Origin of the sequence: Sphingomonas sp. So64.6b (assembly GCF_014171475.1) — a bacterium.
Lineage (GTDB): Bacteria > Pseudomonadota > Alphaproteobacteria > Sphingomonadales > Sphingomonadaceae > Sphingomonas > Sphingomonas alpina_A.
On record NZ_CP048817.1, the window covers coordinates 3,761,354 to 3,778,250 of the forward strand.

General features: G+C 63.0%; 14 protein-coding genes. 4 read left to right on the forward strand and 10 right to left on the reverse strand.

Going from position 1 to position 16,897, the window contains the following annotated elements:
* The first annotated feature begins 105 nt into the window (after positions 1-105).
* Entirely contained in the window at positions 106-2,685 is a 2,580-nt protein-coding gene (gene clpB, locus G4G27_RS17885; protein ID WP_183109892.1) for an ATP-dependent chaperone ClpB, read from the forward strand.
* A gap of 91 nt (positions 2,686-2,776) precedes the next feature.
* Here clpB and G4G27_RS17890 read toward each other — a convergent pair whose 3' ends face one another.
* The 5 genes from G4G27_RS17890 to G4G27_RS17910 form a co-directional block, all read right to left on the reverse strand.
* A complete protein-coding gene (locus G4G27_RS17890) occupies positions 2,777-3,037 on the reverse strand; it encodes a hypothetical protein (protein WP_183109893.1) in 261 nt (86 codons plus the stop codon).
* Positions 3,038-3,141: 104 nt separating this feature from the next.
* Entirely contained in the window at positions 3,142-4,644 is a 1,503-nt protein-coding gene (locus tag G4G27_RS17895) for a putative 2OG-Fe(II) oxygenase (protein ID WP_183109894.1), read from the reverse strand.
* The gene (locus G4G27_RS17900; protein ID WP_244624400.1) at positions 4,641-5,795 is read right to left on the reverse strand and encodes an aspartyl/asparaginyl beta-hydroxylase domain-containing protein; all 1,155 of its coding nucleotides are present in this window, start codon (positions 5,793-5,795) and stop codon (positions 4,641-4,643) included. The genes G4G27_RS17895 and G4G27_RS17900 overlap by 4 nt, the downstream gene beginning before the upstream one ends.
* A complete protein-coding gene (locus G4G27_RS17905; RefSeq protein ID WP_183109896.1) occupies positions 5,792-7,840 on the reverse strand; it encodes a tetratricopeptide repeat-containing sulfotransferase family protein in 2,049 nt (682 codons plus the stop codon). The genes G4G27_RS17900 and G4G27_RS17905 overlap by 4 nt, the downstream gene beginning before the upstream one ends.
* An 85-nt stretch (positions 7,841-7,925) precedes the next feature.
* Positions 7,926-11,069: a TonB-dependent receptor gene (locus G4G27_RS17910; RefSeq protein ID WP_244624401.1), complete on the reverse strand. Its 3,144-nt coding sequence runs from the start codon at positions 11,067-11,069 to the stop codon at positions 7,926-7,928.
* Between the two features lie 227 nt (positions 11,070-11,296).
* Between G4G27_RS17910 and G4G27_RS17915 the strand changes: the two genes are divergently transcribed.
* Positions 11,297-11,812, forward strand: a complete 516-nt coding sequence (locus tag G4G27_RS17915; protein WP_183109897.1) for a hypothetical protein — start codon at positions 11,297-11,299, stop codon at positions 11,810-11,812.
* Positions 11,813-11,832: 20 nt separating this feature from the next.
* Here the strand turns inward: G4G27_RS17915 and G4G27_RS17920 are convergent, their stop codons facing one another.
* From G4G27_RS17920 to xseA, 3 genes are all read right to left on the reverse strand, one after another.
* A complete protein-coding gene (locus tag G4G27_RS17920; RefSeq protein WP_244624727.1) occupies positions 11,833-12,570 on the reverse strand; it encodes a M23 family metallopeptidase in 738 nt (245 codons plus the stop codon).
* A gap of 176 nt (positions 12,571-12,746) precedes the next feature.
* Positions 12,747-12,950: a DUF2093 domain-containing protein gene (locus G4G27_RS17925; protein WP_183109898.1), complete on the reverse strand. Its 204-nt coding sequence runs from the start codon at positions 12,948-12,950 to the stop codon at positions 12,747-12,749.
* A 31-nt stretch (positions 12,951-12,981) separates the two neighbouring features.
* The gene (gene xseA, locus G4G27_RS17930; RefSeq protein WP_244624728.1) at positions 12,982-14,349 is read right to left on the reverse strand and encodes an exodeoxyribonuclease VII large subunit; all 1,368 of its coding nucleotides are present in this window, start codon (positions 14,347-14,349) and stop codon (positions 12,982-12,984) included.
* A gap of 34 nt (positions 14,350-14,383) precedes the next feature.
* Between xseA and purD the strand changes: the two genes are divergently transcribed.
* Together purD and G4G27_RS24225 are read left to right on the forward strand one after the other, a co-directional pair.
* Positions 14,384-15,649, forward strand: a complete 1,266-nt coding sequence (purD, locus tag G4G27_RS17935) for a phosphoribosylamine--glycine ligase (protein WP_183109900.1) — start codon at positions 14,384-14,386, stop codon at positions 15,647-15,649.
* Positions 15,650-15,776: 127 nt separating this feature from the next.
* A complete protein-coding gene (locus G4G27_RS24225) occupies positions 15,777-16,424 on the forward strand; it encodes a hypothetical protein (protein ID WP_244624402.1) in 648 nt (215 codons plus the stop codon).
* Here G4G27_RS24225 and G4G27_RS17945 read toward each other — a convergent pair.
* Both G4G27_RS17945 and G4G27_RS17950 read right to left on the reverse strand, forming a co-directional pair.
* Complete coding sequence (locus tag G4G27_RS17945) at positions 16,391-16,624, reverse strand: hypothetical protein (RefSeq protein WP_183109901.1); 234 nt, start codon at positions 16,622-16,624, stop codon at positions 16,391-16,393. The two genes, G4G27_RS24225 and G4G27_RS17945, sit on opposite strands and share 34 nt — an antisense overlap.
* A 37-nt stretch (positions 16,625-16,661) precedes the next feature.
* Positions 16,662-16,886, reverse strand: a complete 225-nt coding sequence (locus G4G27_RS17950; RefSeq protein WP_183109902.1) for a hypothetical protein — start codon at positions 16,884-16,886, stop codon at positions 16,662-16,664.
* Positions 16,887-16,897 lie beyond the last annotated feature (11 nt).

Consider the following 16,897-nt stretch of genomic DNA (forward strand, 5'->3'; position numbering starts at 1 on the left):
GCGCGGTGCGTTACGCTCCAATCATCACGGCAAAGCTGCGGCCGGACGGGTTGTGTTGCATAAGTGCAACACTATATCGCACGAGCAAGTGGAGATGGGAGCAACATGAACCTCGAAAAATTCACCGACCGCGCCAAAGGCTTCCTCCAATCGGCGCAAACCGTCGCGATCCGCATGAGCCACCAGCGCATCGCGCCCGAGCATTTGCTGAAAGCGCTGCTTGAGGACGAGCAGGGCATGGCTGCCGGGCTGATCACCGCGGCTGGCGGTGATGCGAAAAAGGCGGTGAGCGAAACCGACCTCGCTTTGTCCAAGATCCCTGCCGTGTCGGGCGGTGGCGCGCAGCAGACGCCGGGCCTCGACAATGACGCGGTGCGCGTGCTCGACCAGGCCGAGCAAATCGCCGCCAAGGCGGGCGATAGCTTCGTGACGGTCGAGCGGCTGCTGGTCGCACTGGCCCTGTCGCTGAACACCGCGGCGGGCAAAGCGCTGCAGGCGGCGGGCGTTCGCGCCGATGCGCTCAACACCGCGATCAACAATGTGCGCGGCGGGCGGACCGCCGATTCCGCGGGCGCCGAGGACCGTTTTGACGCGCTGAAGAAATTCGCCCGCGACCTGACTCAGGCTGCGCGTGACGGCAAGCTCGATCCGGTGATCGGGCGCGACGAGGAAATCCGCCGCACGATTCAGATCCTCGCGCGCCGCACCAAGAATAATCCGGTGCTGATCGGCGAACCCGGCGTCGGCAAGACCGCGATCGCCGAGGGCCTCGCGCTGCGCATCGCCAATGGCGATGTGCCCGACACGCTGAAGGACCGCCGCCTGATGTCGCTCGACATGGGCAGCCTGATCGCCGGCGCGAAATATCGCGGCGAGTTCGAGGAACGATTGAAGGGCGTACTCGACGAGGTCAAATCGGCCGAGGGCGACATCGTGCTGTTCATCGACGAAATGCACACGCTGATCGGCGCGGGCAAATCGGAAGGCGCAATGGACGCGTCGAATATGATCAAGCCGGCATTGGCGCGCGGCGAACTGCACTGCGTCGGCGCGACCACGCTCGACGAATATCGCAAGCATGTCGAAAAGGACCCGGCGCTGCAGCGGCGCTTCCAGCCGGTATTCGTCGGCGAGCCCACCGTCGAGGACACGATCTCAATCCTGCGCGGGCTGAAGGAAAAGTACGAACTGCATCACGGCGTGCGCATCACCGATGCGGCGATCGTCGCCTCGGCGACGCTCGGCAATCGCTACATCACCGACCGTTTCCTGCCCGACAAGGCGATCGACCTGATGGACGAAGCGGCGAGCCGGATCCGCATGGAGGTGGAATCCAAGCCCGAGGAGATCGAGACGCTCGATCGGCGCATCATTCAGCTCAAGATCGAACGCGAGGCTTTGAAGCGCGAGAGCGATGCCGCGTCGCGCGACCGGCTCGCTGCGCTGGAAGGCGAGCTCGCCAATCTCGAGCAACAATCGGCCGAACTGACCACGCGCTGGCAGGCCGAGAAGGATAAGATCTCCGCCGAGGCGAAGGTCAAGGAAAAGCTCGACGCGGCGCGGCTGGAGCTTGAACAGGCGCAGCGTGCCGGCGACCTCGCCAGGGCAGGTGAGCTGTCCTACGGTACGATCCCGCAACTGCAGCGCCAGCTTGACGAGGCGGCCGGCGCGACCAAGGGCGCGATGCTGCGCGAGGAAGTGACCGCCGACGACATCGCCGCGGTGGTCAGCCGCTGGACCGGCATTCCGGTCGACCGCATGCTCGAGGGCGAGCGCGCCAAGCTGCTCGGCATGGAAGAGGCGATCGGCAAGCGCGTGATCGGCCAGCAACAGGCGGTCCATGCGGTGTCGACCGCTGTACGCCGCGCGCGCGCCGGACTGCAGGAGCCGAACCGTCCGCTTGGCTCGTTCCTGTTCCTCGGCCCGACCGGCGTCGGCAAGACCGAGCTGACCAAGGCACTCGCCGAATTCCTGTTCGACGATCCTTCCGCCATGGTGCGGATCGACATGAGCGAGTTCATGGAGAAGCACGCGGTCGCGCGGCTGATCGGCGCCCCTCCCGGCTATGTTGGTTATGAAGAGGGTGGAGTTCTAACCGAATCGGTTCGCCGACGTCCCTATCAGGTGATCCTGTTCGACGAGGTCGAGAAGGCGCATGGCGATGTGTTCAACATCCTGCTTCAGGTGCTCGACGATGGCCGGCTGACCGACGGGCAGGGCCGCACGGTCGATTTCTCCAACACGCTGATCATCCTGACCTCGAATTTGGGCAGCCAGTATCTCACCAACCTGGCCGACGGCCAGCCGGTGAGCGATGTCGAGCCGCAAGTGATGGAAATCGTGCGCGGTCATTTCCGTCCCGAATTCCTCAACCGGCTCGATGAGATCATCCTGTTCCACCGGTTGGGGCAAAGCGAGATGGCACCGATCGTCGACATCCAGGTGTCGCGCATCGGCAAGCTGCTCGCCGATCGCAAGGTGACGCTCGACCTGACCGACGCGGCGCGGTCGTGGCTGGGCAGGGTTGGATACGACCCGGTCTATGGCGCGCGGCCATTGAAACGGGCGGTGCAGCGTTACCTGCAGGATCCGCTCGCCGACCTGATCCTGCGTGGAGAGGTGAAGGACGGGGCAAATGTGCGCGTCGACGAAGGCGACGGTGCGCTCAGGCTGACGATCGACTAGGGTTCGGGCCGGTCGCTAGGCCGGCGCGCATCAAGCAATAGTGTCGGTGTGGAACAATGGCGCTCCGACACTATTCGATATGCGACAGAGCTCAGCAACCGGACTTTTGCTGGCACGAACCAAGCTGAGACCGCTCGACCAGGCTGCGATCGCTTTGGCGCTGCGCGGCCCATTCACTCCGGGTCATGCACACTTTCCGCACCGCCAAACGGCTGCCAAGAACTTCCTGCTTTTCACAGACCACCTGATTCGGATCTGGCGTCTTCCGCTGCGTCGATGGCGCGGGATCCTTGGCCGCTGCGGGCATCGCCAGCGCAAAACTGATCAATATTCCCAATGCGACTCGGTTCATTACCATCCTTTCAAAGTCGAAACGGAGCTAAAACTATAATAGCTGGACGTGAAAACCCAGACTTTTCGAACGCCCGAGATCTCGAACGATATGCGGGAACGGGGCTAAACCGGCGGCGCGACATCAAAGGCGACAGTTAGTCTTTCCCCGTTCGCAAAAGGACGCGTCCCATGCCACATCCATGAAGGGAAGAGAACCAGTCGCCCAGGCCGCGGTTCAACCATATGCAGTGGGGGAAGATCGAGGCCGAGGGCTTCCTGCGGCTGTCCAAGCGTCAGCCAACCGGCGTCTCCGCCACCGCGCACTGTCTCGTCCGGCAATGCGACATAGAGCGCGGAGCTGAGCCAACCGGCCGGATGAACATGATTGGTATGATAGCCCGAATCGGCAAGGCGCACCGACCAGGCGCCCGAAAAGCGGATCGGGCGGTCGCGGCGATAGCGAAGCGTCGGGTGCAAAGGATCGACCGGGGGCAGCCGGGCGACATGCGTTTCTACTGCATCGATCAGAACGGTGCGGAGCGCCTGGATTGCCGCATCGCTGCGTCGAAGCAAATGGCCATCGGTTTGAGTGCCGCCCCGCACGGACTGGTCGAGAGGCTGCGCGCGAGCGAGATGCAGATCGCGCAACACCGCCGCCAACTGGTCAAGGTCCGGCAGGCGATCGGCCAGGTCGATCACCGAGACCAGCCGATCGTCGCCTTCCAGCCACTGCCAGCGCGGATCCCCGGTCAAACGCCAGGCGATAGCGGCATTAGGCCAGATCAGCGCTGCGTCTCGCCGGGCGGTCCATCGGTCAATAAGGGGAAGCGCCTGTTCGACGCGACCGGAGCGCAGGAAATGACGCACGCGACGCACTGCGAATGTTTCTTCATCGGCGAGCGAGACACGCGCGAACAACGCTTCGGCGCGCACGACGTCGCCCGCCTCCGACAGCGCGATGGCTTCATTCGCATCAAAAAAGGGAGTGTCGCCCAGTTGTGCACGGCCTCGACGGATCACATCCAATGCCGCTGTATGTTGCTCGCCCTCGTTCAGCGTGAGGACCAGCGACTGCCACAAAGCCGCATTCCGCGGATGATCGGTCAGAGCGCGCTCAAACGAAGCCGTGGCAGTGGCGCACTCACCCATCATCGTGCGTAATCGCGCGAGGGTTGCATGTCCCTCCACCCAAGCCGGGCTGCTGGCAAGCAACGAGTCGAGTTCGGCGATAGCGCGGACGCCATCGCCCCCTGCGAACCGGGCCGCCGCCATGCCTAAATGGACGCCGCCATTGTCAGGATTGAGCATGCGGGCACGGTCAAACAGTGCGACGGCATCGAGCCCAGCCTCGAGCGCGACCTGCGCGCGGCCCTGGGCGATCTTCGCATCGGCCGGAGCAAGACGTGCCGCGCGGTCAAAAGCAATGGCGGCCTCGCCGTGCTGATCCAGCCCGCGGTATAACAGGCCGGTGCATTGCCAGAGCAAAGCATTGTCGCGGACGCGCTCGGCCGCTGCGGCGAGTGCAGGAAGGAGCTCTGCTTCGTTACCGTCGTCCAGCGCCTGCAGGGCACATTGGGCCAGCGCGTTTGGATTCTCGGCGGACGGTTCGCCTGGGCGGGAGCTCACAGGCCTGCCACTCCTGCGCCCTCAGCCTCCATCATCGCCTTGATCGCTGCTTGCTCCGTCGGGCTCAGGTCCGGATGCCATGCATCGATGATGAACACGACGCGAAGCAAGTCGCTTGGATTCATTGCCTCGTGCTCGATCGTGTCGTCGAACAGAAATGCCGCGCCGCGCTGCCATGCTCGCGTCTCCGCGCCGACGCGGAACCAACATCCTTCCGGAACGATCAGCGGCAAATGACAGACGAGACGCGTGTTGGCCACGCCAGTATGTGGCGGAATCCGGGTTCCGGGAGCGAGTAGCGAGAACATCGCATTGGGCGAACAACCGGCGATACGTGGCTGTGGAATGCGGTCGAGCAGCGACATGGTTTGCGGGCAATGGCGCGCATTGGCGTCGATGCGCCTGCCGTTCTGCATCAGATGGATCGCGGTCCAGTCCGGATTACGGTTCAATGCCTGCCATTGCCGCAGGGGTGCATGATCCGGATACTGGATATAGGGTACCAGTTCGGCGCGTTCGGCTCCCATGACCGTGCCAAACTCGGCGGCGATCAAATCGGTCGCGGCCTCGAGCTCGACGAGCCAGGGAAATAATTCCGAAGGGTGAAATTCGCGCTCGGTCAGTTCGGGAAAATGGAAATGCGTCGGTTCGCTGTGAAAAGGCCGCGTGCGGCGAAGCGCATTGGTACGGAAGCGCGCAATGCGCTTGCGCTCTGCGATATCTGCTGCCTGCTCTGGACCGGTCATTGCTGCCTTTAGCCGCGCCTCGCGCGCGTCAAGCCATGCGGTACAACGCTGCTCCCCTTCCGCGACCACTGGCTCCAACTGCGGAGGTAGAGGACCATCAGGCCTTTGCGCGAGTGCACGACTCCAGGCTTCACCCGCGGACGGGTCGCCGATGCGTTCGAGCAAACTGGCACGCATCAGCAGCGCCGCGAAATCGAGCGGCGCGACGGCAAGCGCGCGGTGCACCGCATCTAGGGCGACACGCGGCTGACTCAGCGCGCGGCTTACGCCGGCAAGACGCATCAGAATGGCGAAGTCGCCGGGTTGGACCTCCGCCGCTTCGCGCAACAGCGCCTGCGCCCGCGTGAAGTTCTGCGCAGCGGATGCTCGATCGGCCTCCGCCACTAGGACGGCTGGATTGCTCAAAGCGAATAGCCGAATTTCTCGACCCATGGCGCCAGCGTCGGCAGGATCGGCTCAAGATGATGGCGATATCGCTCCCACCGTCCGGCGGCGCGTTTATAGATCGGTTCGGTGACTTGCGAATAGCTGGCAGTAGTTATCAGCCCACGGCTCTTGGCCGTGCTGACATGGTCGAGCGCCGCCCCATGCCAGTCAAGACCCAGAAAATCGAACAATGGCCTTACCTCGGCTTCAACGTCCTCGACGAGCCGCTCATATACTATCGTGTGCACCTTGAGCGGGAACAGCTCGCGCGTGCGCTCCCAATGCTGGAAATTGAGATCGTAGAATTCGGCCGCATCCTTCAGTCGGAGGAAGTTGGACATGGCCGAGTTCAGTCGGAAATGGCTCATAAAGCAACTGAGCAGCACATCGCAGGGATGCCGTAGCGCGAGGATGAAGCGCGCGTTTGGGAAAAGGCGCTGAATCAGCAACGCCTTGTTGAGAAACAAAGGCGACTTGTCGATCAGCAGCTGAGAAGGGGCGATCGGCGTAACCTTGCCAACCTCTTCAAAGTAATGCCGCCGGGCATCCACGACGCCTTGCCCATCCAATGCGGGAATTCCGGCAATACCACCGATCTGCTTATCGACGTGATTCAGCGCGGGCTTTTCTTCCATCACCACCACGTCGGGATGGCCCATCAATATCGTGTCGAGCAAGGTCGTGCCCGATCGCGGAAAACCTACCAGGAAGGTCGGATCGGGACGATCGGTCATGGGCGTCGCCACGGGCCAGGCCTTCGCCCATGACGGTGTCATGAACGTCAGTTCCGTTCGGAGTTGATCCCGCAACTCCGCGGCCCGCTGCACTGGAGCGGTCGGGTTGGCTTCGTTCAGCTGGTTGTTCTCGACAAAGGCCGCGAAGGCCTCATCCGTACGTCCCAGGCGGTCGAGAATTGTGCCGCGAAGATGGGCCACTCGTTCCGGCTCGACCTCGACCGGGACCCGAGCCAGGCAGGCGAGCGCTTGTTCGAAACGCGATTGGCGACGATGTTCCAAGGCGCGGAGAAACGCCAGCACCTCTTCATCAATCCCGTTTGCCTCGGCAAGGGCGATCAGCGGCGCAAATTCATGCTCTCGATTGGTGTGTTCGTATTGAACCGCCAGCCCGAGATAGGCATCGACGATGCCCGGATCGAGCCGGAGAGTATTGCGAAAGGCTCGCTCGGCGTCTTCAATCCGCTCCACCAGACCGCATTCGATCGCGAGCTTCAATTGCAAATCGGCATTTCCCCCATCACGGGCAATCGCCTGCTCTAACGCTTCCAGCGCTTCTTCCTGTCGGGCGTCTATCTTGAATTGAACGTAGAGCTCGTAGAGCACGCGCGCGTCTTCGGGGAATTCTTTTGCCGTCCGACGCAGCAATGTCTCGGATTCGGCAGCTCGGCCGGCTTTCCGTAGTGCTAATGCAAGATTGAGACGCGTTGGTGCCGCCAGTGGATTCAGCTCCATTGCGCGCTGAAGCGCGGCCACGCTACCTTCAAGGTCGTTAACCGCCGATCGGGCATTCCCCAGATTATTCCAGCTCTCGAAATCTTGCGGATCGTAGCGAACCACATGCGCATAGGCTTCGATCGCATCGGGGAATAACGCGAGCGATTGCGAGAGAAAACCACGATAGCGCGCGATCCGTAACGTCGCATCGGCGAGCGCCAGTTCGTGCGTCGCGATATCGAGCGCCGCTGCCTGATCGCCGGCGTCGAGCAGTGCCGCGATCAGATTGCACGTGATCGTCGTATCGCCAGGGCGGCGGTCATGCGCGGCGCGCAGATGCCGGATCGCTCCCGACGTATCGCCAGCGCGCGCGCGGAGCATGCCGAGAAAGGCGTTGAGTGCAACGGGGTCTCCCTCGCGTGAAAGGCCGGCTTCGGCGATCGCTCGCGCCTCATGCAGGTCGCCGACCCGAGCCGCGTTCATCGCTTTTCGCAGAATATCGGCCGTGTGAGAATCCAGCAGGGGTGCGCTCGCCATGCCGCCTGTTTGAACCGTCCTGCGGTGCCAATGCAATCCCGTTCAAGAAAACGACCGCGAAATAAAAAAAGGGCGGCAGATCTAGGATCTGCCGCCCCGCATATCAGTCTTGCGACGTGGCTTAGAAGTTGAGCGTCACGCCAGCGAACAAGTAACGACCCAATGCATCGTAGGTCGCCGGATAAGTGTTGCCGTTGCACGGACCGGTCGGGCACAGGTTCGTACCGTCGACACCGCCATTGCCGCTCGTCACGTAAGGCGGTTGCTTGTCGAGGAGGTTGTTCACGCCAAGACGGAATGTGAACTTGTCATCGACGTTGAACGACGTCGCCAGATCGAAGTAGCTGTACGACTTGATTTCCAGGCCCGGGTTGAAGTTGGTGGCACCGCCAAGCGACTGATTGTCGTGCTCCAGCGTTTCCGCTTTCACCTTGCCGATATAACGCCACTGCAGCGAAATCCCGATACCATCGGCAAAGTTGAAGGTCGCCCGCGCCTTGTGGCGCCATTTCGGCAGTGGCGCACCGCTGTTTACAGTGCCGCCCGAGCTGCAGGTTGGACCATAAAGCCCAGCGCAGTCATAGGGCTGAGTGATGCCGTTATCGACCTTGTACTTGTCGAGGTAAGTACCGTTCATGCTGAGGTTCAGCGTGCCGAGATTGCCGATCCCAGTCGACCAGGCCGAGCTGACTTCGATACCCCGGGTCTGCGTGCTCCCCTGGTTGTTGGGAATGTTGTCGACATAACCGCCCGGAGTCAGCCAGATCGAGCCCGCTGCGTCGCGGTTGATCAGGCTGCAAGAAATCGGCGTGAAGGTTGCCGTCGCATTGAGACCGCAATCCTTGAGGATCGCGTCCTGCGCAGGCGGGCTGATCGCACCCTTGATCTTGATGTCGAACCAGTCGACCGTCAGCGAGAATTTGCGCAGGAACGACGGCTGAAACACAATGCCGAAAGTCTTGGTCGTGGCAATTTCAGGCTTCAGGTCGGGGTTGCCGCCGATCAGGCCGTTATACTGGCCGGCCGGGTTGCCGGCCGTGCCGGAGCCGACCGTCAGACCCTGCGCGATACAGCCATATTCCGTCGCCGTGATCGCGTGACCGGAGCACGGATCCGAGGACCCGTTCAGGCCGACCGTCGGGGTAGCGAACAGTTCCTGGATGTTCGGCGCGCGTGCCGCACGGTTGTACGCGCCACGGAACCGGATATCCCGGATCGGTGCGAAATCCACCCCGATCTTGAAGGTATCAGTGTCGTATTTCCTGTCGGCACTCGTTTCGTATGACGAATGACGATAGCCCAAGTTAAGCGACAGATCGTGGATGAAGCTCTCATGGATCAGCGGAACCTGCGCTTCACCGAAGACTTCGAACACATGGAAGCTGCCCGAAATCGGCAGCGTCGCGCCGCCCTGCCCAGTCAGATCGCCCGTGCTGAATGCGTTGTCGGTCTGCAGTTCCAGCGATTCCTTGCGATATTCAACACCAAGGTTGACCGCAACGCCGTCGCTCGCCCAGGGCGACTTGATTCCATAATCGCCGAGCAGGCCGGTGAGCGACGCGCTGGCAATCTGTTCGGACGTCTGGCCCTTCTGGAAGCCGGTCGCCGAAAGATAGGCAACCGATGCTGGGCTAGCCGCACCCGCGCCATTGAAGACGTTGTAGGGAACGCAGCTTGGATCGCTGCCATCGAGCACCGAGCGGCAGATCGGATCGAACCCTGGCGTCCGTGGATCATCGACGACATTCAGCGCGCGACCCAGTCGGGCTACTGAGAATTCGTTCGAATAAACCTGTGAATAGTTCGACCGGCCATATTGATAATAGGCATCATAGGACCAGTTCTTGTCGAGATCGCCCTTGGAGCCGATCACGCCACGAAAGTTGGTATGCTGCAGGTCGGATTGGCGAGGCCCGCCTTCGACGTTGCGACGCAGGAGCTGCATGAAGCCCTGATTATAGGTCGTGCCGAACGAGTCAGTAAAGACGAGCGGCGCAGCGCCCGGATTGGTATTGTAGGGAGCCGACTGAGCTAGCGGGAAGTTCCCCAGATAGCCGTTGATCAGATTGGGAGCAGCGCAGATCACGTTGCGCTGCACTGCAGACATTAACGCGTTGTCACAATTGACCGTCAGCGTGTTGCCGAAATCACCCGATGGCGCGATCTGCGCGACCGTGCGATCGTCCATGAACATGAATTCGACATAAGGCTTGATTGCGTCGCTGACTTCGTAGTTGGCGAACAGGCCGGCCGTGTAGCGCTCGTCTGGGCGCTGATAATGATTGGTTGGCGCAAAGTTGTACGGCGACGTCGTGTTCGCGAACCCGCCACCGGGCTGGAACGTATAAACAGTCGATGAAGCGGTGTTGAGATTGGGGTCGAACAGCACGACCGTGCCGTTGGCGTTGGTCAACGAGCCGCCGCAGCGCGGAACGCCGCCACCCGAATTCTGCAGTACGCACGCACTATAGTCGCGCTTGTTCTGCGTGATCGCATTTGCCTTGCGATAGCCGAAATAGACCAGCGCATGACCGCGATCATCGGCAAACTTGCTGCCGATCGAGATCGTGGCATCGACCGTGCCGCCATCAACGACATTGCCCTTGGGATTGGCGAAGCCCTTGGCGTCGAGCAGCGGGCTGAGGAACTTGTCGCGGTTATTGTGCTGGTACAGGCTGTACTGGCCATCGATCCGAACGCCGGTGAAATCGGTATCGACGATAAAATTGACCACGCCCGCGACCGCGTCCGCACCGTAAGTGGAGGATGCGCCGCCGGTCAGAACTTCGACCCGCTTCAGGATCGATGCTGGAATGATGTTGATGTCGGCAGCCGAACCACTGGTCGGGCTGGGATCACCTGGCAGCAGGCGCCGGCCATTGACCAAGGTGAGCGTACGGTTGGTACCAAGGCCGCGAAGATCGACCGATGCCGTGCCGTCGGAGCCGTTGGCCAGCGTCGAGGCCTGGCTGGCAAAGACCGATGGCAGCGAGTTGAGCAGATCTTCGACCTTCGTCGTACCCTGGAGCTTGATGTCCTGGCTGCTGACGAGCGTGACGGGGCTGACCCCTTCGAGGTTCGGCTGAGGAATGCGCGAACCGGTTACGACGATGTCCTCTGTCGGCGTGTCGGCGGCGGTCGCCGGAAGTTCAGTAGCCTGCGGATCGGCTGCCTGCGCAAAGGCCGGCCCGGAGATCAGCGCCAAGCCCAGCACGATCGGCGCGGCGCCGTTCCGGAGCTTCGCGATGGTTGCAAATTTATTCACGTCCCTTTTCCTTTCGCATCCGCGGCCCTGACCGCGAGGCTGTCCGTATCCGCAAGTGATTTTCTTGTCAGATCGGGCAATGGTGCGATGAGTGCCTTTCCGGCAATGCGCTGTAAACGGATTTGCTTGCGGCGCAGCAAATTGACTTACTAGTGTTGCGTCCTTGCCACATATCGCGGATGCCGGCGATTGAACGATAAAGCTGATGACATCCGGGGAGAAAGACGATGAAGCTGTTTTGCGCCGTACTGCTGGGCGGTATCGTGGCGAGCCCGGTCTTGGCAAAGGAGAAAGAGCCTCCGGTCCGTGCCCAAGCCTTTCAGCGACTGGTCGATTGCCGCACAATCAAGGATTCTGCGGCTCGTCTGGCCTGTTACGATACTGAAGTCGCCACGCTCGACGCGGCCGAAACGTCGAAAGATGTCGTCATCGTGGACAAGGAACAGCTCCGTCAGGCGAAGCGCACTTTGTTCGGACTGAGCTTGCCAAGCATCAAGCTGTTCGGGGGTGACGACGACGATGCCGTCGCCCAAATCGAATCCAAGATCGCATCGGCAAGCGAAGACGTGAACGGCTGGACGATACGGCTGGTCGATGGCTCCGTATGGCGCCAGATCGACAGCAAACCCTTCTATCGTCTTCCGAAAGCCGGCCTCGATGTCGTAGTCAAACGCGCGGCGCTCGGCAGCTACATGTTGCGGGTCGGCGGCTCACCGGGGGTTCGCGTCAAGCGCGTTATTTGAACGCGGGCGACGAGCTAAACTTATTCCGCACGCGGCATCGGCCCCGCCAACAACAGCGGGTCGATCCGTGACCCGCGCCATTTGAGACCCCAGTGAAGATGTGGACCGGTCGCCCGGCCGCTCATCCCGATGGCGCCGACCACCTGGCCGCGCCGCACCCGCTCGCCGACATGGACATCGATCCGCGATAGATGGAGGAACGCCGAATTGAGTTCCATCCCGTGATCGATCATCAGCAGATTGCCCTCCAGCGTGAAGGGATGATCGGCGGCGAGGATGACCACGCCGTCCGCCGGCGCTAGCACCGGCGTCCCGGCCGGCCGGGCGATGTCGGTGCCCGAATGATAGGCGCCCGGCTGTCCCTGATAGACGCGCTGCGACCCGAACATGCCCGAGATACGCCCGGTTGTCGGCCACAGGAACACCTGCCGCCAGCCTTGCGAATCCGACCGCACGCGCCGCGCGGCATTGATCTGCGCAATTTCGGCGGGGCGCAGCCGCTCCATCTCCGGTTGCGGCCGGGGGAATTTGGGCAGGGTATTGAGCCGTTCGATCAACCAGGCGCGCGGTGCGACGACCAGCGCGTCGCTGACCTGGCGGCCGTCATCGAGCGTGGCGACCAGAGTCGCCGAAGGCGGCGCGTCGCGATCGAAGGCGATCAGGAAGCGGCCATCGGCGGTCACCGGCACCGAGGCGCCGTTGAACGTCAGCATGCTCGTGCCGGCGGGCGCGATACCGATCACCGCGCCGCCCTGCATCCGCGGGCCGCTATAGCTGAAGGTTACCGGGCCGGGCGCACGGCGCAATTGCGGGGTGGGCTTGTCGGCCCGTACCGATGGCGGCACCGGCTGGACCCGCGGATGGTCCGTCACATTAGTGCAGCTTCCGAGCAGCATCAGCGCGGTGCCCCCCACACTCCAGCGCCGCATGCGCTTCATCTGGGCGGGCTCATCGCTTCGGTCGCGATCTCGGCGGTGGCATAGGCCTCCTGCGCAGCGACGCTCCAATAGCGCAAATCCTCAAGCGGGATGCGCGCGCCGGACACCGCGCAAACGACATGATCGCCGGTCGTCAGCACGCGAAAGCCGTTCGCCATATAATGAAGGCGCGCGGGGCGGTCACTGTTCGACATCAACATGGCATATCATCCGGTTACAATAATTTGGCGGTTACAATAATTTCGGTTGGTCGGGCTTGCTCTTGTCCGGCGCGCCTCTGTCATATGCCGTGCCGCCGCCGCGCTCAACCCGCGCCTCGACTTCTCCGTCCCGGAAATGGAGCGTAAGGGCTCCCGCCGCTCGTGCCGCCGCCGCCGTTGCGATCACCGCACCCGACAGTCTGGCCGAAACACGCACATAACCACGATCGAGCAACCGGTCGGGATTGAGCGATTCGACCAGCCGCCACGTCCGCTCAAGCCGGTCGCGCGCGCCGGCAAGCTGGCGTTCGAGCACCGACAACCGCAACGCGCCACCTGATCGGTCGAGGCTCCCTCGCGCCAGAGTCACGCGCCGTTCGAGCCCGCGATCGAGCCGTGCACCGATATCGTCGGCCTTTTGCCGCTGCGGGCCGAGCAGCGTGTCGCGTTTCGGCAGAACACGGACCAGCGCGTCGAGCCGTTCGCGGCTGAGCTCATGATAACGCCGTGCACAGCGTTCGGTGCGCTGGCGATAACCGTCAAGCGTCAGCCGCAGATCGGCCAGTACCGGCACTGCCATCTCCGCCGCCGCGGTCGGCGTCGGGGCGCGCAGGTCGGCGGCGAAATCGGCCAATGTGGTATCGGTTTCATGCCCGACCGCTGAGATGATCGGGATCGAACAGGCGGCAATGGCGCGCACCACGATCTCTTCGTTGAACGCCCATAGATCCTCGATCGAGCCGCCACCGCGCGCGACGATCACGAGATCGGGACGCGGTACCGGACCGCCCGGCGGAATCGCGTCGAAGCCACGCACCGCCGCGGCGACCTCGGCCGCCGCGCCGTCGCCCTGCACCTTGACCGGCCAGACGATGACATGCGTCGGACAGCGATCCTCAAGCCGGTGAATGATATCGCGGATCACCGCGCCGGTCGGCGATGTGACCACGCCGATCACGCGCGGCAGGAACGGCAGGCGCTTTTTAATCGAGTTATCGAACAGCCCTTCGCCCGCGAGCTTGGCCTTCAGCTTTTCAAGCAGCGCCATCAGCGCGCCTTCACCCGCCAGTTCCATCCGCTCGATGATGATCTGATATTTCGATCGCCCGGGATAGGTCGTCACCTTGCCGGTAACGATCACCTCGACCCCGTCCTGTGGCTGGAAAGCCAGGCCGGACACCTGCCCCTTCCAGATCACGCCGTCGATCACCGCGCTGTCGTCTTTCAGGCTGAGATAGGCATGACCCGAGGCGACTCGCTTGTAGCCGGAAATCTCGCCGCGCAGCCGAACATGGCCGAATTCGCCCTCGACCACGCGCTTCAGCTTCAGCGCCAGTTCGCCGACGCTGACCGGCGCGGCGTTGTCGCCCGCGATCTCCTCGGCTACGAGCCGGCCCATGTCCGTTGGGGGCATGTCGGAAAAAGGGTCGGCCATGAATATCCTGCTGATCGGATCGGGTGGCCGCGAGCATGCCCTTGCGTGGCGGCTGGCGCAATCGCCGGGCTGTACCAAACTCTATGCCGCGCCGGGCAATCCGGGCATCGCCGAGCATGCCGACCTGGTCGCGCTCGACCCCGCCGATCACCGCGCGGTGATCGATTTCTGCATTCGCCATTCGATCGGCTTCGTCGTGATCGGCCCCGAAGCGCCGCTGGTCGACGGCCTGGCCGACAATATCCGCACCATGGGCCTGCCGGTGTTCGGACCCGACAAGGCGGCGGCGCGGCTTGAGGGATCGAAGGGCTTCACCAAAGATCTGTGCGCGCGCGCGAACATCCCGACCGCGGCTTATGCCAAGGTCATATCGCGCGACGGTGCGTTGGCCACGCTCGACGATTTCACCATTCCCGTGGTGATCAAGGCCGATGGCCTGGCCGCCGGCAAGGGCGTGACTGTGGCGATGAGCCGCGAGGAAGCGGAAGGCGCGATCGCCGACCTCTTCTCCGTGTCGGGGGCCGAGGCGGTGATCGAGGAGTTCATGGAGGGCGAGGAAGTCAGCCTGTTCGTGTTGAGCGACGGCAGCGCGATCCTTCCGTTCGGATCGGCGCAGGATCATAAACGCGTCGGCGACGGCGATACCGGACCCAATACCGGCGGCATGGGCGCGTACAGCCCGGCGCCGGTCCTGACGCCGGCGCTGGAGCAACGGGCGATCGACGAGATCGTCGCACCGACCGTCGCGGCGCTGGCGGCGATGGGGGCGCCTTTTTCCGGCGTGTTGTTTGCGGGACTGATGCTCACGGCCGATGGCCCCAAGCTGATCGAATATAATGCCCGCTTCGGCGATCCCGAATGCCAGGTGCTGATGATGCGGTTGCAGGACGATCTGCTCGATCTGATGCTGGCGACCGCACGCGGCGAGCTTGCCGGGCGCGATGCGGTGCGCTTCTCCGCCGACACCGCGCTGACAGTGGTGATGGCGGCGCGGGGCTACCCCGCCGCACCGGAGACCGGCGGCGCGATCGATGGCATTGCCGCGGCCGAAAAGACCGGGGCGCGCGTCTTCCAGGCCGGCACGCGATCGGATGACGGCAAGCTCTTCGCGGCGGGTGGGCGTGTGCTCGCGGTGACCGCGACCGGTGCAAATGCCGGAGCGGCTCAGGCGGCAGCCTATGCGGCGGTCGGCAAGATCCACTTCCCGAGCGGCTTCAACCGCGGCGATATCGGCTGGCGCGAAGTAGAGCGGGAAACTCGCTGACCTGGCGGTGGGATCGACGACCGCAGATGGTGCTTTGTCGCCGGCCGTTCGTTAGAAGCGCACAGGATCGAGGCAGATCGACAGCGATGTTAAGCCAGCAAACTCAAGCGACAATGGGGCAGCCGATATGATGACGACAATCACTGCTGTGGAACTGATCATCATCGCGATATTCGCGCTGGTCACGATCTTCGGCATCTCGTGGGGCATCAAACGCAAACGCGAACGGCTGACGTCTGAAGCGGCGACCAATCAACATCGCGAGGCGATGCTCGGCTCAGTGCCAGATGCCGCCCGTGCTACGGCGGTGGTTACACCGCCCGTGACCCCTTCGCCACCACCGATCGTTGACGCACCCGTGGTCGTGGCGACACCGCCGCTGGTCGATGAACCTTCAAGCGTCGGTGACCCGCCGATCGCGGACGAACCGCCAATTGCTGACGAACCAATCGTGGCTGCCGCCGCATTCGACGCCAGCCCGGCGACGCTCGCCGCCGACATGGTCGCCAATACGCCAGTGCCCGAACCACTGGCCGGCGATATTACTCAGCTCAAGGGTCTCGGCCCCAAACTTGCCGCACAGCTTGCCGAACTCGGCATCACCCGCGTCGATCAGATCGCGGCAATGAGCACGGCGGAGATCGAGGAACTCGATGCGAAGCTTGGCGCATTCAAGGGCCGTATCGCCCGGGATCGTTGGGTCGAGCAGGCAAAGCTGCTGAGTGCCGGAGACCGTGCTGCCTATGAAGCGGAGTTCGGCAAACTCGGCGGATAGGGTGACGGATCCGGCGCATATCGGTCGAACGCGGCGACCAGTTCCTCGAAGCGGCGATCGGTGCCGGATACGCTGATCGCAATATCGCCGAAGCCCATCGCCCTGTTGACCCCGGCGAGCTTGCCCAGCGTATGGCTCGATGGATAGAGCACCGGATCGAACAGCCATGGGGCAAGCAGGTGCTGGCTGCGTAGCGCCATCGCCTCGGCGCGCTCGATCGCCGGCCAGGGGATGCGCTCATCGGACCAGCGCCGCCACAGGATGCCCCCGCGCGTCGATCTCCAGCACCGGGCCGGTACGCAGCAGCTGGCGCGCGCCGACCAGTCCGCATGCCCCGAAGAACAAGGCGCCAAGCCAGCCGGTGACCAGTGCCAGTGGATCGGTCAGGCCCTTGGTCTGCATGATGATGATGATGATGATGATGACGATGGCGGCAACGACAAAGCCGAGCGCGCCCAGCACCTCAGGCCGGA

Excerpts from the sequence above, each read along its gene's own strand:
- G4G27_RS17920 (WP_244624727.1), bottom strand. The coding sequence starts at position 12,570 with ATGCAGGGCGGCGCGGTGATCGGTATCGCGCCCGCCGGCACGAGCATG.
- G4G27_RS17915 (WP_183109897.1), top strand. The coding sequence starts at position 11,297 with ATGAAGCTGTTTTGCGCCGTACTGCTGGGCGGTATCGTGGCGAGCCCG.
- G4G27_RS17945 (WP_183109901.1), bottom strand. The coding sequence starts at position 16,624 with ATGGCGCTACGCAGCCAGCACCTGCTTGCCCCATGGCTGTTCGATCCG.
- xseA (WP_244624728.1), bottom strand. The coding sequence starts at position 14,349 with ATGGGCCGGCTCGTAGCCGAGGAGATCGCGGGCGACAACGCCGCGCCG.
- G4G27_RS17925 (WP_183109898.1), bottom strand. The coding sequence starts at position 12,950 with ATGTTGATGTCGAACAGTGACCGCCCCGCGCGCCTTCATTATATGGCG.
- G4G27_RS24225 (WP_244624402.1), top strand. The coding sequence starts at position 15,777 with ATGATGACGACAATCACTGCTGTGGAACTGATCATCATCGCGATATTC.
- G4G27_RS17890 (WP_183109893.1), bottom strand. The coding sequence starts at position 3,037 with ATGAACCGAGTCGCATTGGGAATATTGATCAGTTTTGCGCTGGCGATG.
- clpB (WP_183109892.1), top strand. The coding sequence starts at position 106 with ATGAACCTCGAAAAATTCACCGACCGCGCCAAAGGCTTCCTCCAATCG.
- purD (WP_183109900.1), top strand. The coding sequence starts at position 14,384 with ATGAATATCCTGCTGATCGGATCGGGTGGCCGCGAGCATGCCCTTGCG.